Raw genomic sequence first — 20,005 nt, forward strand, 5'->3', positions numbered from 1 at the left:
TTCCTGGTGCGTATCGCGGAGTTGAGCCGTCGGTCCGGGGTCAGCGTGCCGACGATCAAGTTCTACCTGCGTGAAGGGCTGCTGGCTGCTGGTGCGCACACGAGCCGAAACCAGTCGACCTACGACGAGACGCACGAACGGCGACTTCGCCTTGTCCGCGCGCTCATCGAGGTGGGCGGCCTGTCGATCGCCGCGGTACGGCGGCTGCTGACCGCGGCGGACGTCCACACCATGCTCAGCGAGATGCAGGTGGTCACAGTGCCGCCGGGCACCGACGACGGGACACGGAACTGGGCGGACGCGGCGGTCGCGCAGCTGATCGCCCGCCGTGGCTGGCGAATCCGTGTCGACCACCCGTCCGCGCGGGCGCTGGCCGGTGTGCTGGTCACGGCCGCGCAGTTGGGACGCAAGGACTTTCTCGCGTTGATCGACAAGTACGCGGTGGCCTGTGCGGACTTCGCCGGGGTCGAGATCCGGTCGTTCGGCGGGTTCGCGGAGGAGATGGTCGTCGGCACTGTGCTGGGCGACGCCGCGATCACCGCGCTGCGCCGGATGGCACAAGGCGACGCGCTGCAGGAGAGCAATCTCGAAGTAGCCGGCTCGGCGTGACAGTGCCACGATGAGACGGACTCAACAGAACTGAGCCACTTTCGCTCGCCCGTGCTCCGCGCCGGCGAAACAGTGACATTTGTACGGCAGCGTCATTTGTCCACATGGGAAAGGTTATCCAGATGGAGCGAACGCCGATCAATCCCTGGTCGTGGTCCGTCACCTTGGGATTCGACCAGGCCACCCTCGTCGAGGGGCACCGGCGGCAGCTGGTGTGCAGCGGCCAGGACGCGGTGGACGCCAACGGCACCCCACTGCATCCGGACGACATGGCCGCGCAGATCGAGCTGGCCATGGACAACTTGCAGGAAGTCCTGGACGGCGCCGAGATGACCCTGGCCAACGTCGTCCGGCTGAACGTGTACAGCACCGACGTCGACGAGCTGTTCAAGCACTTCCCGTTGATCACCGAGCGGTTCGGCGGCAACCGGTTCGCGACCAGCGTGCTCGGTGTCGCGCGGCTGGCGGCGCCCCAGTTGAAGGTCCTGCTGGAGGCGACCGCGGTCGACTGAGCCATAGGTCCTGGGGGCGACGGCCGGATACCTGGCTGTCGCCCTCAGGACGTCACCGGAAACGCACCGGCAGCCGGCACAGCCTGCGGACCGTGGGCGAGACGACCCAGGCCAGCTCCTGTTCGGGAGTGGCCAGGGCGAGGTTCGGCGTGCGGCGTAACAGGGCGAGCATCGCGGCCCGGACCTGAACCCGGGCCAGGTGCGCACCAATGCAGTGGTGCGTTCCGTAGCCGAATGCCAGGTGCCGGGTGGGCCGACCGGGCACGAACCGGTCCGGGGTGGCGAACATCGCGTGGTCGCGGTCGGCGAGCGTGATCGCGGCGGCCACCCGGTCGCCCGCGCGGACCTGGACGTCACCCAGCGACACTTCGGCGGTGGCGACCCGGGGCATGCTCAGGTTGACCGAGGGGCAGTACCGGAAGGTTTCCTCGATGACGTCGTCGAGCAACGCCGGGTCGGTCCGCAGCCGGTCGACCAGGCCGTGGGTGAGCACCAGGAGCACGGTGTTGGCGATCTGCGCGGCGGACAGCAGGTGGCCGTCGAAGAACAGCGACGCGACGAGCCCGGTGAGCGCCGACTCGTCAAGGTGCCCCGCGATGAGCGTGGCGATCAGGCCGCCCGGTGGCCGGTCTCGGTCGGCGATCATCCTGACGACCTCGTCGTGTAGCAGGAGTTCGGCGGAATACGTGTCGGCCGCGGTCGCGCCGGGCAGGCCGATCCGCTGGTCCGACCGCCGGCGGATCGCCGCACGGCAGTGTTCCGGCACGCCGAGCAACGCGCACTGACTGTGGAACGTGAGCGGGGCGCAGAAGTCCGCGACCAGGTCCACGGTCCGTCCACTGTCGACAAGGCGGGCGAGCAGCCGGTCGGCGAGGTCGTCGACGCGCGGGCGCAGCCGTTCGACCTGCCGTGCCGAGAAGGACCCGCCCACCAGGGTGCGGATGGCGGTGTGCGTGGGCGGGTCCAGCTCCGTGATCGACATCCGCAGCGCGGGGCCGCGCGGGCAGCCGGTGCCGGCCGCCGCCCTGCTGAACCGCTTGTCCCGCATGACTTCTCTGGCCTGCTGGTATCCGGTGGCGAGCCACACCCGGTCGTCCACCAACGTCACCGGCTGGTCGGTCCGCGGGTGCAGTACGCCGACCAGGTGCCGGCGTCGCGCCCCGTTCACGAAGTCAGCGCCGCCGTGCCCTTCCGCCACCCCGATCATCTCGCGCCTCCCGTCGTCGGTTTGTGGGGGATCCAGCGGGCCAGCAGGCAGATCGCCAGCGCGACGACGGACAGGGCGGCGACAGCCGTCCGCTGGTCCGTCCAGCTCGCGACCTGACCGACCGCGGCAGGGCCGAGCAGCAGGCCGATGCTCGCGAGCGAGGCGACCGAGCCGATGGCCGAGCCACGTTCGTCCGGTGTGGCGGCATGTCCGACGATCGTGTACGACGTCGGCGTGACCACCGAGACCGCGGCACCGACCAGCGTCACGCCGGCCAGCCCCGGTGCTGGTCCCGCGGCGGTGGCGAGCAGCAGCACGCCCGCGCCGGCGAGGACGCCCGCGACGCGCAGGACAGTCCGCGCGGAGGTTCGGCTGATCAACCAGTGGCCGGCGAAGCGACCGGCCGCCATGGCCGCCGCGAAGAGGCCAGGCATGGCCGCGGCCAGTGCCGGGGAAACGCCGACCGTGTCAGTCAGGAAGACCGCGCTCCATTGCTGCACACCGCTTTCGAGCACCATGGCCAGCGCGGCGACCACGCTGATGAGCGCGGCCACGCGGCCGAGGCGAATCCGTCTGTGTGACACACGCTTGCGGACGGCGAACCGGCGCGGCATGCCGTGTCGGCACCGGACCACGCCGACTGCGAACGCGGCGGCCAGGGCAACGGCCATTGCCCGGCCGGACAACCCGATCGCGAGAGCCCCGCTGGTGGCGAGGCTGCCGGCGAGCAGTCCGACGCTGAACAACGCGTGTGCCCTGTTCATCACCGGCCGTCCCGAGCCCGCTTCGGCCGCGGCGGCCAACGCGACCAAGGCCACATTGCAGGCGCCGGAACCGAAACCGAACAACGCGACCGCGCCGATCAGTGTGGGCACTGAGTCCACTATGGACGGTAATGGGGCCACTACCGCGAACAACCCGACGGCCGCCACGGCCGCCGGTCGGCCGACCGCGTCGAGCAGCCGGCCGACACCGGCCATCGCCGGAACAGCCACCAGGGCGCCGATCAGCATGGCGAGGGCGAGCTGCGCGTCGTTCGCGCCAGCCACCCGCCGGATTTCCGGCAGCATCGCCAGATACGGTCCCCACAGCATTCCGTAACCCAGGAACAGCGAGAACACCGTGCCGGTCCGCGCGGGAGCGACGACAACCATTCAGCCCTCTCAGACGAAAGTGGTGTTCGGTTCGAGACCGCAGAGGACTCGTCCGTAGATCTCGGCATTGACGTCGGGGGTCATCAACGCGTGCAGGCTGTGCGCGCGCAGGTCGTTGACAATGCGCTGAATGGGAACCCTGGTGTACACCGAGGAACCGCCGCTGGCGCCGGCGAAGATGTCCGCCGCCGACAGGCTCAATCGCATGGCCGCGCCGACGTCCGCGCGGCACCGGGCCCGTTCCCACATCTCCCACGGCTCGTTCGCGGCGGCCTTGTCGTCCACGGTCGCGGCCACCCGCTGGGCGTGGAACTCGGCCTCGTCGATCTTCAGCGCCGCCTCGGCCACCCGCATGTGGGTCACCGGGGCCTCGCTCATGGCCGCGTAGTCGGTGTAGGTGATCTTGCGGCCGGGCAGCCGTTCGAGGAACAGGTCCCGCAACGACTTGGCCATCCCCACGCAGATGCCGACGATCGAGGCCGCGGAGGCGCTGATGAACGGCGGCTGGTACATCGGCGAGCCCGTGCCCAGTTTCGAGACGGACTGGCTGGTGGCCACCATGGACGCCGGGAGGTAGCGGCCCGTCGGGATGAACAGGTCCCGCGCCGCCGTGCCCACGCTTTCGCTCGCCCGGAAACCCGTGGTGTACCAGTCGTCGGTGATCTCCAGGTCGGCCAGCGCGACCGGGCTCATGATCGGGTACGGCTCACCCGCCGGGTCGAGCACGATCGCCACGATCTGCTGGTATCCGCCGCTCAACGCGCCGCTGATGCACGGCCACATGCCGTTGACCACGACACCGCCGTCGACGGGGACAGCCGTCGCGCTGCCGGGGCCGATGGTGGTGCAGACCCGGACGTCGGGGTCGGCGAACACCTCGTCCTGCACCGCGTCCGGGAACAGGCCCAGGCCCCAGGTGGCGATCCACGAGCAGGCCACGACCCACGCGGTGGCGCCGTCGAGTTGCGCGATCTCGTCGGCCACTGCGACCATTGTTCGGGCGTCGCTCTCGTATCCCCCGTAACGCCGCGGAACCCGCATCCGAAACACGCCGGCGTCGGTCAGGGCTTTGACTGTCTCCTCGTGCTGGCGGCGATTCTCGACCGACCATTCGGCGTTCGCCCGAATCACGGGTGCGATTTCGGCAATTCGCTGCACCAACTCTGCCCGGGACGGGACTTCCGCAGTGGACATGACTCTCCTAACCGGGGTTTCGGCAACACCCGAATGGTTCGCCGATCAGCTGGTCGATGCTTCTCCCGGCGTGCCGACAGGTCCGGCGACGAGAGACAGCACGATCGAAGTAGTCGCCATGGCGCTCCAGATGTGACGCTCGGGCTCGTGCGGTGTCAGAAAGGCCGCACCCACCACCGGAGTCCACTTTGGAGGAGACATGAAACCAGCCGCGCCGGCCGTGCAGGCCGGCCCACACAAAGGCTGGACGATTGCGCTCGCGTCGCTAGGCCTGTTCATGGCCGCCCTGGACGGGCTGGTGGTGACCACATCGCTGCCGGCCCTGCGGTTGAGCCTCAACGCGAGCCTCGCTGACCTGGAATGGATCGTCAACGCCTTCACGCTCGCGCTCGCGTGTCTGATCCTGTTCGGCGCCTCGCTCGGCGACCGCTTCGGCCGACGGCGGATGTACGCGGTCGGGCTCGCCATCTTCACCGCGTTCTCCGCGTTGGCGGCGTTGTCGCCGAACGTCGGAGTTCTGATCGTGGCCCGGGTGGGCCAGGGGATCGGCGCGGCGATGGTGATGCCGCTCAGCCTCACCCTGATCAGCGACGCGTTCCCGGCGGAGAAACGCGGCGCGGCCATCGGTCTGTGGGGCGGTGTCGGCGGCGCAGCCGTGGCGTTCGGCCCGGTCATCGGCGGCGCCGTGGTACAGGGACTGACCTGGGAGTGGATCTTCTGGCTCAACGTCCCGGTCGGGCTCGTCCTGATTCCGTTGTCGCTGCGCAAACTCACCGAGAGCTACGGCCCGGCCAAGCACCTCGACGTCGGCGGGCTGATCCTGTCCGTCCTCGCCCTGTTCGGACTCACCTGGGGTCTGGTGAAGGTCAGCGACTCCGGGTGGGGCAGTGCCGCGGTCATCGTCCCGCTCGTCCTGGGGGCCGTGTTCGTCGTCGTTTTCGTCATCTACGAGGCACGCCGGAAGATCCCCATGGTCAAGGTCTCGCTGTTTCGCGGCCGGGGGTTCACCACCGGCGTCCTGGTCAACTTCTTCATGTTCGCCGCCCTGTTCGGCGCCGAGTTCCTGATGGCGCAGTTCCTGATCACCGGTCTCGGCAACAGCCCGCTGCAGGCCGGTCTCAAGCTGTTGCCGTGGATGGCCACCGCGATGTTCGTCGCCCCGATCGCCGGTGCCATGTCCGAGAAGTTCGGCAACCGGCCGTTCATGGCGGTGGGGTTGCTGCTGTCCAGCGGCGGGATGTTCTGGATCGCGGCGATCGCGGCACCGGGCATGGGCTATCTGGTGATGGGGATCGCTTTGCTGCTCAGTGGCGTCGGCATCTCGCTGGTGTTCCCGACGGTCGCCAACGCGGTCGTCAGTTCGGTCGCGCCGCAGGACATCGGTGTCGCGTCCGGGACGAGCACGATGATGCAGCAGGTCGGTGGCGCGTTCGGGGTCGCCCTGATCGCGAGCGTCTTCGCCGCCGGCAACGAGTACAGCTCGCCGCAGGCGTTCGTCGACAGCTTCAGCACCGCGATCCTGGTGCCCGCGATCCTGTCCGCGCTGGGCGCGGCCGTGGCCCTGGCCTCACCGGGGATCGCGGCGATCCGCGCGGCCGCGGCACGTCGAGCGGCGAGCATGCCAGCCCCGCCCGCGTCCGTCATCGGCACCGCCGAGGAGGAGCAAGCGGCCTGAGAGACACGACGGAAGCCCTTGGTGGATCCCACCAAGGGCTTCGTGCCGTGCGGCCTACGGGAGCTTGAGCTCGGGCCGGTAGATGTCCAGCCACATGGCCAGGTCCAGGGTCCGCTCCAGACCCAGCCGGGTCACCCGGCCGATCGCGGCCGGCTCAAGCGTGGCGGCGGCGTTCAACCAGTCCTGGTCGATCAACTGGAACACGTCGTTGTCCGGATCAGTGAGCAGCCGGATCGCCTGCCGCTGCAGCTCTCTCGCGTAGTACGGGTCCTGAGTGGACGGATAGGGACTCTTCGGCCGCCACGCCACCGAATCCGGCAGCATGTCCTTGACGGCGCCGCGCAGCAGGCTCTTCTCGTGGCCGTCGTAGGTCTTGAGCGACCACGGCGCGTTGTACACGTAGTCGACGAGCCGGTGGTCGCAGAACGGCACCCGGACCTCAAGCCCGACGGCCATGCTGAGCCGGTCCTTACGGTCCAACAGGGACCGCATGAACCTGGTCAGGTGCAGGTGGATCATGATCCGCATGCGGTGCTCGAAGTCGTCGTCGGTGTCCAGCCGCTCGACCTGGGCGACCGCGCTGTCGTACTGGTCCAGCCGGTACTCCTCCAGCCTCAACCCGGCCAGCAGCTCCGGGTTCACCCCCGTGGCGTCCTTGTCGAACGGGCCGACGCTGACCGCGATCCACGGGAACGCGCGGGCCTGCTGGATCTGGGGAATGTGCATGTGCTTGTACCCGCCGAAGATCTCGTCCGCCGACTCGCCGGACAACGCCACCGTCGACCGCTGCCGGATCTCCTTGAACAGCAGGTACAGCGAGAAGTCCATGTCGCCGAGGCCGATCGGCAGGTCGCGGGCGACCAGCGCGGCCCGGCGGACCTCGGGGTCGGCCAAGGTCTGCGGATCGAGCACGATGTCCGCGTGCTCCGAGCCGACATGCTCGGCGACATCCAGGATGTACGGCGCGTCCGGGGTGTCGCGCAGCTCGTCCGGCTTGAAGTTCTCGGCCTGGCCCATGAAATCGACCGCGAAGGTCCGCACCCGCTCGTCCCCGAGGTGCTTCGCGGCCAACGCGGTCAGCGTGCCGGAGTCGATCCCACCGGACAGCAGCACGCAGCGCGGCACGTCCGCCACCAGTTGCCGGCGCACGGTGTCGTCGAGCAGTTCGCGGACCCGTCCGACAGTGGTGTCCAGGTCGTCGGTGTGCGGCCGGGTCTCCAGTCGCCAGTAGGTGCGTTCGCGCAGGCCGTCGGCGTCGACCGTGACGACCGTGCCCGGCTCGACCTGATGCATGTCCGACCAGACCGCGTGCCCGGGGGTGAAGGAGTACGCGAGCACCTCGCGCAGTCCGTCCGCGTCCACCGACCGCTTGGCCAACGGGTTGGCCAGAATGGCCTTGGGCTCGGAGCCGAACAGCACCCCGTCGTGGGTCCGGTAGTAGTACAGGGGCTTGATCCCCAACCGGTCGCGGATCATCACCAGCTTCCGCACCCGCGCGTCCCAGATGGCGAACGCGTACATGCCGTTGAGGTGTTCGGCCACCGCCGCGCCCCAGCGCAGGTAGCCGCGTAACACGACCTCGGTGTCGCTCGACGTGGTGAACCGTTCGCCGCGCTTGACCAACTCGTCGCGCAGCTCGACGAAGTTGTACGCCTCGCCGCTGTAGACGAGCGACACCTCGCCGTCGGGCGTGCGCACCGACATCGGCTGTTTCCCGCCGGGCAGGTCGATCACGGCCAGCCTGCGATGGCCGAGGGCGGCGTGCCGCTCGACCCACGTGCCGGCCGCGTCCGGTCCCCGGCACGCCATCGTCCGCGTCATCGCGTCGAGCGTCTCCAGCTCACGGGTGAGGTCACGGTCGAACGACACCCAGCCGGTAATTCCGCACATGTGCTGTTCTCCTGTGGTTTGAGAAGTGACTGCTACGCGAAACCGCGCAGCATCGCGGCCACCCGTTCGCCGATCATGACGACGGTGAGGTTCGTGTTGGCGCACACCATGCTGGGCATCACCGACGCGTCCGCGAGGTAGAGGCCGTCCACGCCGTGCACCGCGCAGCGTTGGTCTACGACCGTGCCCGGGTCGCTGGCCGGGCCCATCCGTGCCGTGCCCACGGGGTTGAACGCGGTGTCCACCGCGCTCTCGACGTAACCGCGCAGTGCCTCCTCGTCGGCGAGGACGCGCTCGTCCAGCCCCACGACCTGCTCGCCCTTGTCGACGATCTTCGGTGACCGCATCAGCTCCCAGCAGCCTCGGACGCCGTTCGCCAGCAGCTCGTAGTCGCGTTCGTCGGAGAGGTAGCCGAGGTCGATCCGCGGCGGGCGACTCGGGTCGGCCGAAGTGAGCGTGACCTCGCCGCGCGAGTGCTGCCGGCGGAGCACGACCATCACGCCGAACACCGACCGGGCCCCGGCGACCTTGCGCAGCTCAGGGAAATGATGGGTCAGGTCGAAGCGGTTGACCATCGCGTAGTACAGGTCGTTGAACCGGGCGGCCGTGGTGCGCAGGACGATCTGGCCGGTCGATTTGCCCGAGTTCTCGTTGCCCGGGGCAGGGGTCATGAACACGCCGATGCGCGGCTGGTCGGTCAGCCCGATCCCGACCCCGGGCAGGTCCGTGCGCACCGGAACACCCAGCCACCGCAGGTGGTCCGCGGGTCCGATGCCGGAGCGGAGCAGGATCGCCGGCGAACCGACCGCACCAGCGGCCAGGATCACCCGCCGGGCTCTGATCGTCTCGGGCGCACCTCCGGCGACGGACACCACCACGCCAACCGCCCGCGAACCCTCGAACACGACCCGGTCCACGGACGTGTCGGCGAGGATCGTCAGGTTCTGCCGCGTCTGCGCCGGCCAGAGGTACGACATGGCCGTGGAGACCCGGACCACGGCGTCTCGCCGGTTGGACGGGATGGGGCCGACACCGGTGGAACAGGGGTGGTTGTGGTCCGCCGCGTACGGGCGGCCCGCGGCGAGGCACTCGTCGAAGAACGCCTGCTGCACCGCGGTCAGTTCGTCCGGCCGCCAGCGTCGGACGGGCACCGGACCGCCGGTGCCGTGGTGGTCCTGGTCGCCGAAGTCCAGGTCGTCCTCGAGCGCGCGCAGGTGCGGGAGCACGGTGTCCCAGGACCACAGTGGGTTGCCCGCGGCGGCCCACTCGTCGTAGTCCTGAGGCGTGCCACGGATGGCGACCGTGTTGCCCACGGCTGAAGAACCGCCGGTGACCCGCCCCTGCGGGAACGGGACCTCGCGGGTCCCGGTGATCCGCGCGGCCAACCCCCAACCGTGCCGCACGAGCGACATCGTGTTGGCGTCCAGGAGATCCGGCGGCGTGGTCCGGCCGGTCGAGTAGTGCGGCCCGGCTTCGAGGAGCACCACCCGCCGGCCGGGATCCTCACTCAACCGGCCGGCGAGCGCGGCGCCGGCGCTCCCCGCGCCCACGACCACTTCGTCGACGACATCCGACTCGGACATGGCGGCACCGTCAGCGCTTGCGGGCGACGCCACACCACATGGGCAGTGGCCGCGGCCCGTGGGCCTCGGGCCGCCACTCGTTGGTCCGCACCACGCCCGGCTCGACGATGTCCATCCCGTTGAAGAACTTCTCCACCTCGCCGCGGGTCCGGCGGACCACGGCCTCGCCCATCTGCTGGTCCATCGCGTGCAGCGTCGCGTTCATCGCGGTGTCCTCGTCGTCCCTGGCGAAGTGGGACACCGCCACATAACTGCCGGTGGGGACGGCCGCGAGCAGTTCGTCCAGCAGCCGGTCAGGGCCGTCGGAATCTGCCAGGAAGTGCAGCATTCCGTAAAGGATGACGCCGACCGGCTCGGTGAAGTCGAGCGTTCCCGCGGCCTTGCGCAGCAGATCTTGGGGATCACGGAAGTCGCCCTGGACAAAGGCCGTTCTTTTGTCGATTTCCGACGAAAGCAGATGCTGCGCGTGGGTGACCACGATCGGGTCATTGTCGACGTATACGACCCGGCAACCAGGCGCGACAGCGCGCGCCGCCTCGTGCGTGTTGTTCATGGTCGGCAGTCCGGACGCGATGTCCAGGAACTGCCGGATCCCGCACTCCCCAGCCAGATGGCCCACTATTCGCCGGAGCGAGTCGCGCGCCTCATGGATGTCGACGCGGACGCCGGCCACCCCGCCGACCTCACCGGGCCAGGCGGCGAACGCCCGCTCGGCGACAATCCGGTCGATCTCGAAGTTCGCGGTGCCGCCGAGCAGATAGTCCAGGATGCGCGGCACGTGCGGAACGTGGGGATCGATCCCGGCAGGAACTGGGTTGTTCTCGGTCATGTCGCACCCTCTCGACGGCGTGTCGCGCGTTCCTGTACAGCGTGTCGCGCGGCCTTCGGAAATGGATCCCGACGACTTACTCGCATTCGTTGTCGAAGCACGCCGGTACCTCAGGATCGCATGATCGACAATTGTCTGCTTCTCATAACTTGCCTGGCAGGCGCCGCAGGTCTTCAATGTTCTCCAAGGGTACGAGGACCGGGGGCTATCTTGTCGTACCCGCGTACGCTGGGCGACCAATCAAACGTTTAGTCGTCAGTAGCCTGGATGAGCACAACTGGGGAGGGGAGGGACACTACGATGCTGCGGCTTCTAGGTCCTCCTGAGCTCGTCCTCGATGGCGAGGTGCGCGATATCGGCGGACCACGTCAACGGGTGGTCCTCTGCGCGCTGGCACTCAAGGCCAATCGGGTCGCCTTGATGGACGAGTTGATCGACGCGGTGTGGGACGATTCGCCGCCGCCGACCGCGCGAAGTCAGATCCATATCTGTATCGCCAGGATACGCAAGTTGTTCGGGGAAGGCGGCCAACCAGGTGGTATCCACACCCGGCCGCCGGGTTATCTGCTGGAGATCCCGCCGGAGGATCTCGACAGCGCGGTGTTCTCCCGGCAGGTCGAGATCGGCCGCTCGCACGCGGACGCCGGCCGGCTCGTCGAGGCGGCGCAGGCCCTGCGGGACGGGCTCGCCCTGTGGCGCGGTCCCGCGCTCGCCGGCGTACGCAGTGAGGTGGTCCGTCGCAACGCGGCGGTGCTGGAACAGCAGCGCTTCGCCGCGCTGGAGGAGCGTGTCCGGTTGGACCTCGCGCTCGGCCGGCACCGGGAGACCAGCGGCGAACTGGCCGCGCTGGTCGACGAGTTCCCGCTGAGCGAACCGCTCTACGAACTGTTCATGCTCGCGCTGTACCGCAGCGGCCAGCAGGCCGAGGCGCTGGAGGTGAGCAGGCGGGCGCACGCGGTCCTGGTGGAGGAACTCGGGATCGAGCCGGGCGGGAGCCTGCGGTCCCTGGCGACCGCGATCCTCAACCGCGACCCGTCGCTCGACCTGCCTGCTACGCCAGGTGGCTTGGTGATGCTCGGCGGGGCCGTCCAGAAGCCGGCCGCGCCGTTGCTGGTGCCGCGGCAGCTGCCGCACAGCATCGCCGACTTCGCCGGGCGCGAGCAGGAGCTCGACGAGATCAAGTTCCTGCTGTCCGACGACGTTGACGCCGGCACGACCCCGTACGCGATGCGCATCGTCGTCGTGTCCGGCAAGGGCGGGGTCGGCAAGTCCACCCTCGCCATCCGGGTCGCGCACGAGGTCGAGCACCTGTTCCCGGACGGCCAGCTCTACGCCGACCTCGGCGCCGCCACCAGCGAAACGGACATCACGGCCATGCTTGCCCGGTTCCTCGGTTCGCTCGGCGTGTCCGGGTCGGCCCTGCCGGAGGACCTGGCCGCGCGGGCCGAGCTCTACCGCAGTCGGGTGGCCGGCAAGCAGATGCTGATCGTGTTGGACTACGCGACCAGCGAGGAGCAGATCCTGCCGTTGCTGCCGGGCACCGACGGGTGCGCGGTGATCGTGACGAGCCGGCTGCGGTTGGACGGGCTGTACGGCGCGCACCAGGTCGACGTGGACGTGTTCCGGCCCGACACGTGCATGGAGCTGCTGGCCAGGATCGTCGGGCGGGAACGGGTGGACGCCGAGCCGGACGCGGCGCTGCAGCTGATCGACTTCTGCGGCGGGCTGCCGCTGGCCCTGCGGATCGCGGGCGCCCGGCTGGCGTCCAAGCCGCACTGGCTGATCGCCACCCTGGTGCGCAGGCTGAACAACCACGCCCGCGGCCTGGACGAGTTGAGCTACCACGGGGTGGAGCTCAGGTCGAACATCGCGTTGACGCACGAGCTGCTGCGCAGCCCGGCCAAGCGGTTGTTCGCCCTGGGTGCCCTGATCGACGCGCCGGACTTCCCGGCCTGGACCGCGGCCGCGCTGCTGGACACCGACCTGAGCGACGCCGAGGACACCCTGGAGATCCTGGTGGACGCCCGGTTGCTGGACACCGTGCGGTACACCGGCGAAGCCGTCCGCTTCCGCTACCACAACCTGATCCGGGTCTACGCTCTCGAACAGTTGACCAGGTCGGTGCCGGCGAGCGTCCGAGAGGGGGCGCAGGCCCGAGTGCTCGGCGGCTGGCTGGCCCTGGCCGAGCAGGCCCACCGCAAGGACTACGGCGGCGACTTCTGCGTGCTGCACGGCGACGCCGACCGTTGGCGGCCGGTGGACGATCCGGGCGGCGGGCCGATCGACGTACCGGCCGACTGGTGGGAGGCGGAGCGGCAGTCCCTTGTCGCGGCGGTCCGGCAGGCCGCGGCGGCCGGCATCCACGAGCTGTGCTGGGACCTGGCCCTCACGTCGATCAGCCTGTTCGAGGTGAAGGGCTGTTTCGACGACTGGCGGGAGACGGCCGAGGTGGGGCTCGCGGCGACCACGATCGCCGGCAACGAGACCGGACGTGCGGCGATGCTGTACTCGTTGGGTGGGCTGCACATGTCGCAGCGCCGGCTCGACGACGCGCAGGAGTGCTTCGCCGAGGCGTTGAGCGTGTTCCGGGCGACCGGCAACACCCACGGTTGCGCGCTGGTGCTGCGTAACTCGGCGATCGTGGACCGGTTCCGTGGCCACTACGCCGCGATGGCGAGCAAATGCCGGGAGGCGCTGGGGCAGATGCGCCAGGTCGGTGACGTGGTCGGCGAGGCGCACATCCTGCAGAGCCTGGCGCGGTACCTGCTCGACGAGGGCGACCTGGACCAGGCCCGCCATCACCTGGACGACGCGTTGAAACTCTGCCTGCGGGTGGGCTACCGGCGCGGCGAGGCGATGGTCCTCAACCGGTTCGCCGAGCTGTACCTGCGCACCGACCTGATCGAACTGGCCAAGCAGGCGCTCAACCGGGTGCTGCTGATCGTCCGCGATCTCGGGGACCGCACCGGCGAGTCGTTCGCGCTCTACGGGCTGGGCATCGCCCGCCGGCGGGAGGGCCGGCTGGACAACGCGGAGACCACGCTGTTGCACGCGATCGCGCTGGCCGAGGGGGTCGGCGAGCGGATGATCGAGGGGCGGGCCCGGTACGGGCTCGGCGAGATCGGGCTGGCCAGGGGTACCAACGCGGTGGCCGCCGGGCACTTGGCCCGTGCGCTCGCGATCTTCTCCGGGATGGGTTCCCGCCTGTGGCACGCGAAGACGTTGGTGCTGTTGTCCGAGGTCCGGGCAGCCGACGGCGACGTCGCCGCCGCGCGCGGTGACCTCGACAACGCCGACCGTCTGCTGTCCGAAGTGGACCAGAAGGAAGCTGGCGACCTGCGGGCCCAGCTGCGGCTCACCCGCGCCGCGCTGCCGGTCGGCCCGAACGCCGCCGGCAGCCAGCCTGACTAGGTGATTCCCCCGGTCAGCGGTCAGTGCCAGGGGTCGTCGTCGGCCAGGTAGAGCGGCTGGTCACCGGTCCCGCCGGGACTGCTCACGACCTGGTGGGCGGTGTTGGTCGGCCGGTCCACGGCCTGTGCCTGGGCCGGCAGGATCACGGCTAAGCTCAGGATCGAGCCGAGGGCAGTGACGAGAATTCCTCGCTGGGACATCATTTCCGGCTCCTCGAATGTCGACTGGGTCAGGCGACTGGTCTGCGCCTTCGGGATGCACCCAACGCCGGTGTGCCTTCCGTCCGCCTTTCTCCCGCGATTGGTCCACGCATGCCCGACGGATAGCCGACGGACAGCCCATGGAAGGCCCGCCGTGCCAGCGTCGGTGTGCGAATCGTCGTGGCGGAGAGGTGCGGGTGATGGCCAGAGAACACGTTCGGCTGTCCATGTCCGACCTGCTCAGCGCGCTGGTCGCGACCGACCTGCGGACGCTGTGTGCCGAGGAGCTCGTCGCCAGGGTGTACCGGACCCGGCGACCGGACACGGCGACAGTTCGTGAGTTGACGAACTTGGTCTTGGTCGAGAACGGCGCACGGACGCGCTACCTGTTGCCGTCGTTCGCCGTACGGGCCAGTCGGGCCGCCGCGCTCGCTGCCGTGGCGGCACGCGCCCTGTTGACCCCGGGCGTGGTCACCGCCGCGGTCCTGGGCTCCGGTCCGGACGCGCAGTCGCAGCTGATGATGATCGCCAAGTACGTGCCGGCCGCGAGCCACGTCGCCGTGTGCCCGGTCGGCGGGCAACGGGCCACCATCGCTCCCCAGGTGCTCGACCAGATCGCGCGGGCCGGCATCGGGCTGACCCTGCACACCGACGTCGCGCAGGCCCTGCTCGGCGCCAACCTGGTCGTGACCACGTCGGAGAACACGGCGCCGGTGCGGTACGCCGACCTCACCAAGGGCGCCCTGCTGATCAACACGTCCGGCGAGGACCTGCCCGACGACGTGGTCGACCGGGTCGACAAGGTCTACGCCGACGCGCCCGACCTGTTGGCGGACAACGACGACCGCTATTTCGTGCGACGCCACTTCGAGACGTTGGCGGCGCGCGGCCAGTTCTCGCCGCCGGCCTCCACCCTGATCGCCCACCCGCCGGGTGTCGTCGTCGGCCTGGGCGAGGTGCTCAGCGGCGCGTACCGCAGCCGCGTCGGTGCCGACGAGATCCGGCTCGTCGAGGTGCTCAGCGCGGGGGAGCCGGACCTGCGGCTGGCCGCCGAGCTGTGCCGGACCGCCCGCCTCCTCGGCCTGGGGGCGAGCCACGGACTTGACGTCAACTGACCGAACGGATGCCGCCATGGACCCGGTAGTCACGAAGATCCTCCTGGACACGCCGCCGTGCCAGAGCCGACGGCACTTCGACGAACTGTGTGTCCCGGGGGTACGCCACGGCTACCTGCTCTGCGACACGTGCCTCGACGTCGTCGAGACCGCGCTGGTCGACCTGCCTGACTGGTTCGACCACTGCGCGTGCCGGGTCAGATCGGAGATCGTCGCCACCCTCTCGTCGTGGTGTGCGCGGGTGGTGGCCGGCCGCGGGGTGCGGGCCCCCGATCGGCTGAATGTCGCGCTGCTGACCGGTTTTCTCGCGGTGCACATGCAGTGGCTGATCACCCGGCCGGGCGCGGCGAAGTTCGCCGACGACCTCGCCGACCTCGGCGCGGCGGTCCGGGACGTCGGACAGCCGCCCCCTGGGCCGCCCACGTCGCTCGGCCCCTGCCCGTGGCCGAAATGCGACCAGGAACTGCACGCGACCGCCGACGAGACGGCGACGATCCAGCAGATCAGCTGCGCGGCCGGCCATCGCTGGCCGCCGGACCAGTGGCTGGCCCTGAGCCGCGAACTGGCCGACCAACGTGAACGCGACCACCCGGACCCGGCCGACGGTGCCGGCGGGGCGGCGTCATGACCCCGCCAGAGAGGAAGAGCCATGGAAGAGCCGGCCGAGCGCGCCGTTGAGCGGGCCATCGGCTACATGCGGGCCAACCTGGGTGAGCAGATCACGATCGACGACCTGGCACGGGCGGCCATGTTCAGCAAGTTCTACTTCACCCGGCTGTTTCAGCGGGTGACCGGGATGTCGCCGGGCCGGTTCCTGTCCGCGGTCCGGATCCAGCGGGCCAAGGACCTGTTGCTGGCCACCAGCATGACCGTGACCGAGGTCAGCTATCGGGTCGGCTACAACAGCATGGGCACGTTCAGTTCCCGGTTCCGGGAGAGCGTGGGCGTGTCGCCGACCGCGTACCGCCAGCAGTCCGGCGTCCTCGTGGACTTACCGGGTGAGGTCGGTGTCGGCCAGGTCGACTTACGGGCGGCGACCGTCCGCGGCCGGATCCTGACCGCGTGGGCCGGGCAGGTCGGCTCGGTGTTCGTCGGCCTGTTCCCCAGCAGGTTGCCGCACGGCGAACCGATCCGGTGGACGGTCCGGCCGCAGCCCGGTCTGTTCCTGTTGGACAATGTCCCGCCCGGAAGGTGTTACCTGGTCGCCGACGCGTTGGCCACCGGGCCTGGCGGCTCGGCCAGATACCTGGCGGAGCCGGACAGCTATGTCGCGGCGCAGGGTCCGATCGTCGTCCGGCGCGACACCGACATCCGGCTGGCCGACCTGTGGCTGCGGCCGAGCACTGTGTTCGACCCGCCGCTGTTGCTCGCGCGGCTCGCCGAGCGCTCGGTGCCGGTCGCGGTGGCGGAGGGGATCAAGTTCGCGGCGTGAGCACGTCCGAAGTAGGGCCGCCCAGGTCACTCCTGCGACAGTCGATATCGGATAGTCCGCGGTTTGTCGGCTGTTGAGGAGAAAACAGTGACCAGTATCTGGCGAAAAGTGCGGCGTCGCGTGCTGACTCCGGGAATGTCGGAGACGAGGCTGGACACCCGCGGCTTCCACGAGAAGACCCCGGAGGCGCGGCGACTGCTCGAAACGGCCGGCGAGATGTTTCTGACCGGGTACGCGTACGCGGCCGAGGCCAAGACCGTGCAGGACGCGGAGGAACGCCTTGAGGAGTTGCCGGTTCGGTTCCGTGGCTTCGGTTACGAGGGCGCCGGTATGGCGTTCGCGATGCGCGACGGGCTGCCGTTCGGCGGCCGGTTGACCGCCCAGTTCCTGGCCAGTCGGGGCGACGAGCACGTGTACATGGTGTACGTCGGCATCGGTTGGGCGATGGCGCGGCTGCCCCGGATGCGGTGGTCGAAGGCCAGTGCCGCGGCGACCGATCCGTTGCTGCGCTGGCTGGTGCTCGACGGTTACGGCTTCCACCAAGCGTATTTCCACACCCGGCGCTATGTCGAGGACCAGTACGTGGAGCCGGACTTCCCGTGGCCAGGCGGGGTCGCGGGCGACCGCGCCGGGCGCGTGATCGACCAGGGGATCGGGCGGGCCATGTGGTTCGTCGCCGGCACCGACCCTGACCTGTGCGCCACCATGATCGAGAAGTTCGCGCCGGAACGACAGTCCGACCTGTACAGCGGAGCCGGGCTGGCCGCGACGTACGCGGGTGGCGTCGAGCCGGACGAGCTGTCGGTGCTGTGGGAGCGCGCGGGAACGCATCGCAGCTATGTGGCTCAGGCGGCCGCTTTCGCCGCCGAGGCAAGGGTTCGGGCGGGTCTGCTGGTGCCGCACACGGAGATGGCGGCTCAGTTCTTCTGCGGCATGTCGGCGCGGGACGCGGCCGACGTCACCACCCGGTTGCGGCCCAACCCGGTGTTGGACGGCGCCGTCCCGGCTTTCGAGGTGTGGCGTGACCGGATCGCCGACGAGTTCGCCGGCCTCGGCAGGGGGTAGCAATGACCATTGTAGACGTTCCGGTCGTCGGGCAGGTGCCGCCCGGCGTGCCGCGGCTGGCCGCGTTAGGCATGCTGGCCAAGATGATCCGTGACCGGCTGTCGGTGATGACGTCGGTGGCCGCCCGCTACGGCGACGCGGTGCGATTGCCGCTGGGTCCGAAGACCCTCTATTTCTTCAACCATCCGGATCACGCGAAGCACGTGCTGGTCGAGAACCACGCCAACTACCAGAAGGGGATCGGCTTGGTGCACGCCAAGCGCGCGATGGGCGACGGGTTGCTGACCAGCGAGGGCGAGTTATGGCGTGAGCAGCGTCGGACCATCCAACCCGTGTTGGCGCCGCGGCGGATCAGTGCCCAGGCCGACGCGATCGCGGAGGAGGCCGCGGCCATGGTCCGCCGGCTGGCCGCCCACGCGGGCAGCGGACCGGTGGACGTCCGGCAGGAGATGACGGACCTGACGCTGGGGGTGCTCGGCCGCACGTTGATCGACGCCGACCTCGGCGCGTTCTCGTCGATCGGGGAGTCCTTCGAAGCTGTTCAGGATCAGGCGATGTTCGAGATGATGTCGCTCAGCGCGGTGCCGAGCTGGTTGCCGTTGCCCAAAGCGGTGCGGTTCCGCCGGGCCCGCAAGGACCTGCAGCGCATCGTCGACCAGTTGGTCGACGACCGGAAAGCGCGCGGCCTCAGCGGACACGACATCGTCTCCCGGCTGATCGACTCGACCAGCCAGGAACCGGACCGCCGGGTGGCCCGGCGCCGGATCCGCGACGAGCTGGTCACCCTGCTGCTGGCCGGGCACGAGACCACGGCGAGCACACTCAGCTGGACGTTTTACTTGCTGGACAAGCATCCTGAGGCGTGGGAGCGGGTCAGGGCGGAGGCGGTCCGGGTGCTCGGCGACCGGTTGCCGACAGTCGAGGACCTGCACTCGATGCCGTACCTGTCGATGGTCCTGGACGAGGCGATCCGCCTGTACCCACCGGTGTGGATCCTGCCGAGGATCGCGGTGGAGGAAGACACTGTCGGCGGCTACCACGTGCCGGCCGGCGCCGACGTGCTCATCTGCCCGTACACCCTGCACCGGCACCCGGAGTTCTGGGACTCGCCGGACCGGTTCGACCCGGAACGGTTCGACCGGGCCCGATCGGCCGGCCGACCGCGCTACGCCTACGTGCCTTTCGGCGCCGGGCCCCGGTTCTGTATCGGGAACAACCTGGGCATGATGGAAGCCGCCTTCGTGGTCGCCCTGGTGGCCCGAGACCTGCGGCTGCGCGTGGTGCCGGGCTACGAAGTGGTGCCCGAGCCCATGCTCACCGTGCGGGTCCGAGGTGGCCTGCCGATGACCGTCCACCCAGTCAACCGTCCATAACGGAAGGAGAAGCCATGACCGCCACACACTCTCTTCCCGGTGTCCGGGTGCCGGTGATCGCCGAAAGCGACGCGACAGGCCGAGTGGCCGACCTGTACGAAACGCTCCGCAAAGCAACCAACATGCCGTTCGTGCACGACGTCTTCCGCCTCACCTCCACCCGCCCAGACCTACTGGAGATAGTGGCGACGGGCTACACAGGAATGTTCGGCGACGGCGTACTCCCGCGCCAAACAAGAGAACTGATCGCCGCCTGGACCTCAAAGCTGAACCACTGCCCCTACTGCACCGGCACCCACAACTGGTTCCTCCGCCAATTCGGCGGCAGCGAAGAACTGATCGCCGCGGTAGCCACCGCCAACACCCCAGCCGACCTCCCCCTGGACGAAAAAACCCGAACCCTGATAGAACTGGCAACAAAGGTGAGCACAGCCGCCTACAAGATCACCGACAAAGACTGGGACACCGCCGCCAAAGCCGGCTGGACCAACCCCGAGATCTTGGAAGCCGTGTTCTGCGCGGCCCTCTTCAACTTCATCAACCGTTTGGTGGACGCCACCGGTCTCGGGGACTCTATGCGTTAGGCTTCGCCCGAGTTGCCAAAGACAGTTCGCTCGCCGCTCGGGCAGGCCGCCAAGAGGGAGTCCTTTGTTGGGTATTTCTGGTTGTTTTAGTTGTCTTGGTCGTGGCGTCTCCCTCCCGTATGGCCTGCCCAAGGGAATCATATCTGGCACGTGGTGTCCGGCTTGGGTTTCG

Annotated in this window: 17 protein-coding genes; 10 read left to right on the plus strand and 7 right to left on the minus strand. The window is 69.3% G+C overall.

Annotated features, from left to right (window positions below):
• Positions 1-6 precede the first annotated feature (6 nt).
• Together EV192_RS49195 and EV192_RS49200 are read left to right on the plus strand one after the other, a co-directional pair.
• Positions 7-609, plus strand: a complete 603-nt coding sequence (locus EV192_RS49195) for a MerR family transcriptional regulator (protein ID WP_132125702.1) — start codon at positions 7-9, stop codon at positions 607-609.
• 122 nt (positions 610-731) lie between these two features.
• A complete protein-coding gene (locus tag EV192_RS49200) occupies positions 732-1,121 on the plus strand; it encodes a RidA family protein (protein ID WP_132125703.1) in 390 nt (129 codons plus the stop codon).
• Between the two features lie 52 nt (positions 1,122-1,173).
• On the opposite strand, the gene EV192_RS49205 is transcribed toward EV192_RS49200, so the two are convergent.
• From EV192_RS49205 to EV192_RS49215, 3 genes are read right to left on the minus strand one after another with little or no spacing between them, the layout of a single operon-like run.
• Positions 1,174-2,328: a cytochrome P450 gene (locus EV192_RS49205; protein ID WP_132125704.1), complete on the minus strand. Its 1,155-nt coding sequence runs from the start codon at positions 2,326-2,328 to the stop codon at positions 1,174-1,176.
• Positions 2,325-3,482, minus strand: a complete 1,158-nt coding sequence (locus EV192_RS49210; protein ID WP_132125705.1) for an MFS transporter — start codon at positions 3,480-3,482, stop codon at positions 2,325-2,327. Before EV192_RS49210 ends, EV192_RS49205 begins: the two co-directional genes overlap by 4 nt.
• Before the next feature lie 9 nt (positions 3,483-3,491).
• A complete protein-coding gene (locus EV192_RS49215) occupies positions 3,492-4,676 on the minus strand; it encodes an acyl-CoA dehydrogenase family protein (protein ID WP_132125706.1) in 1,185 nt (394 codons plus the stop codon).
• Between the two features lie 199 nt (positions 4,677-4,875).
• On the opposite strand from EV192_RS49215, the gene EV192_RS49220 reads away from it, so the two are divergent.
• Positions 4,876-6,351 (plus strand): MFS transporter, encoded by a 1,476-nt coding sequence (locus EV192_RS49220; protein WP_132125707.1) that lies wholly within the window; start codon positions 4,876-4,878, stop codon positions 6,349-6,351.
• A 54-nt stretch (positions 6,352-6,405) separates the two neighbouring features.
• Here the strand turns inward: EV192_RS49220 and asnB are convergent, their stop codons facing one another.
• The 3 genes from asnB to EV192_RS49235 are packed head-to-tail and all read right to left on the minus strand — an operon-like array spanning position 6,406 to position 10,653.
• Positions 6,406-8,241, minus strand: coding sequence for an asparagine synthase (glutamine-hydrolyzing) (asnB, locus tag EV192_RS49225; RefSeq protein WP_132125708.1), 1,836 nt, complete (start codon positions 8,239-8,241; stop codon positions 6,406-6,408).
• Between the two features lie 32 nt (positions 8,242-8,273).
• Positions 8,274-9,824: a GMC family oxidoreductase gene (locus EV192_RS49230; protein WP_132125709.1), complete on the minus strand. Its 1,551-nt coding sequence runs from the start codon at positions 9,822-9,824 to the stop codon at positions 8,274-8,276.
• Positions 9,825-9,834: 10 nt separating this feature from the next.
• A complete protein-coding gene (locus tag EV192_RS49235; RefSeq protein ID WP_132125710.1) occupies positions 9,835-10,653 on the minus strand; it encodes an SAM-dependent methyltransferase in 819 nt (272 codons plus the stop codon).
• A gap of 300 nt (positions 10,654-10,953) precedes the next feature.
• Here EV192_RS49235 and EV192_RS49240 point away from each other — a divergent pair, with 300 nt between their 5' ends.
• Positions 10,954-14,064, plus strand: a complete 3,111-nt coding sequence (locus tag EV192_RS49240) for an AfsR/SARP family transcriptional regulator (RefSeq protein ID WP_165961000.1) — start codon at positions 10,954-10,956, stop codon at positions 14,062-14,064.
• Between the two features lie 20 nt (positions 14,065-14,084).
• On the opposite strand, the gene EV192_RS49245 is transcribed toward EV192_RS49240, so the two are convergent.
• Positions 14,085-14,267, minus strand: coding sequence for a hypothetical protein (locus EV192_RS49245; protein WP_132125712.1), 183 nt, complete (start codon positions 14,265-14,267; stop codon positions 14,085-14,087).
• Positions 14,268-14,464: 197 nt separating this feature from the next.
• Between EV192_RS49245 and EV192_RS49250 the strand changes: the two genes are divergently transcribed.
• From EV192_RS49250 to EV192_RS49275, 6 genes are all read left to right on the plus strand, one after another.
• On the plus strand, positions 14,465-15,379 hold the full coding sequence (locus EV192_RS49250) for a hypothetical protein (RefSeq protein WP_165961001.1): 915 nt from the start codon (positions 14,465-14,467) through the stop codon (positions 15,377-15,379).
• Between the two features lie 16 nt (positions 15,380-15,395).
• The gene (locus EV192_RS49255) at positions 15,396-16,007 is read left to right on the plus strand and encodes a hypothetical protein (protein WP_132125714.1); all 612 of its coding nucleotides are present in this window, start codon (positions 15,396-15,398) and stop codon (positions 16,005-16,007) included.
• Positions 16,008-16,028: 21 nt separating this feature from the next.
• Positions 16,029-16,811: a helix-turn-helix domain-containing protein gene (locus tag EV192_RS49260; RefSeq protein ID WP_132125715.1), complete on the plus strand. Its 783-nt coding sequence runs from the start codon at positions 16,029-16,031 to the stop codon at positions 16,809-16,811.
• A 96-nt stretch (positions 16,812-16,907) separates the two neighbouring features.
• A complete protein-coding gene (locus EV192_RS49265; protein ID WP_424923450.1) occupies positions 16,908-17,876 on the plus strand; it encodes a DUF1702 family protein in 969 nt (322 codons plus the stop codon).
• 2 nt (positions 17,877-17,878) lie between these two features.
• Positions 17,879-19,249: a cytochrome P450 gene (locus EV192_RS49270; RefSeq protein ID WP_132125717.1), complete on the plus strand. Its 1,371-nt coding sequence runs from the start codon at positions 17,879-17,881 to the stop codon at positions 19,247-19,249.
• Between the two features lie 14 nt (positions 19,250-19,263).
• A complete protein-coding gene (locus tag EV192_RS49275) occupies positions 19,264-19,833 on the plus strand; it encodes a carboxymuconolactone decarboxylase family protein (RefSeq protein WP_132125718.1) in 570 nt (189 codons plus the stop codon).
• Positions 19,834-20,005: the final 172 nt, after the last annotated feature.

The sequence above is a fragment of the Actinocrispum wychmicini genome, from assembly GCF_004345645.1.
Classification (GTDB): Bacteria; Actinomycetota; Actinomycetes; order Mycobacteriales; family Pseudonocardiaceae; genus Kibdelosporangium; species Kibdelosporangium wychmicini.

Coding starts and splice junctions, on each gene's coding strand:
- EV192_RS49215 (WP_132125706.1), bottom strand. CDS start 4,676: ATGTCCACTGCGGAAGTCCCGTCCCGGGCAGAGTTGGTGCAGCGAATT.
- EV192_RS49210 (WP_132125705.1), bottom strand. CDS start 3,482: ATGGTTGTCGTCGCTCCCGCGCGGACCGGCACGGTGTTCTCGCTGTTC.
- EV192_RS49250 (WP_165961001.1), top strand. CDS start 14,465: ATGGCCAGAGAACACGTTCGGCTGTCCATGTCCGACCTGCTCAGCGCG.
- EV192_RS49205 (WP_132125704.1), bottom strand. CDS start 2,328: ATGATCGGGGTGGCGGAAGGGCACGGCGGCGCTGACTTCGTGAACGGG.
- EV192_RS49235 (WP_132125710.1), bottom strand. CDS start 10,653: ATGACCGAGAACAACCCAGTTCCTGCCGGGATCGATCCCCACGTTCCG.
- EV192_RS49245 (WP_132125712.1), bottom strand. CDS start 14,267: ATGATGTCCCAGCGAGGAATTCTCGTCACTGCCCTCGGCTCGATCCTG.
- EV192_RS49255 (WP_132125714.1), top strand. CDS start 15,396: ATGGACCCGGTAGTCACGAAGATCCTCCTGGACACGCCGCCGTGCCAG.
- asnB (WP_132125708.1), bottom strand. CDS start 8,241: ATGTGCGGAATTACCGGCTGGGTGTCGTTCGACCGTGACCTCACCCGT.
- EV192_RS49200 (WP_132125703.1), top strand. CDS start 732: ATGGAGCGAACGCCGATCAATCCCTGGTCGTGGTCCGTCACCTTGGGA.
- EV192_RS49230 (WP_132125709.1), bottom strand. CDS start 9,824: ATGTCCGAGTCGGATGTCGTCGACGAAGTGGTCGTGGGCGCGGGGAGC.
- EV192_RS49220 (WP_132125707.1), top strand. CDS start 4,876: ATGAAACCAGCCGCGCCGGCCGTGCAGGCCGGCCCACACAAAGGCTGG.
- EV192_RS49260 (WP_132125715.1), top strand. CDS start 16,029: ATGGAAGAGCCGGCCGAGCGCGCCGTTGAGCGGGCCATCGGCTACATG.
- EV192_RS49270 (WP_132125717.1), top strand. CDS start 17,879: ATGACCATTGTAGACGTTCCGGTCGTCGGGCAGGTGCCGCCCGGCGTG.
- EV192_RS49240 (WP_165961000.1), top strand. CDS start 10,954: ATGCTGCGGCTTCTAGGTCCTCCTGAGCTCGTCCTCGATGGCGAGGTG.
- EV192_RS49275 (WP_132125718.1), top strand. CDS start 19,264: ATGACCGCCACACACTCTCTTCCCGGTGTCCGGGTGCCGGTGATCGCC.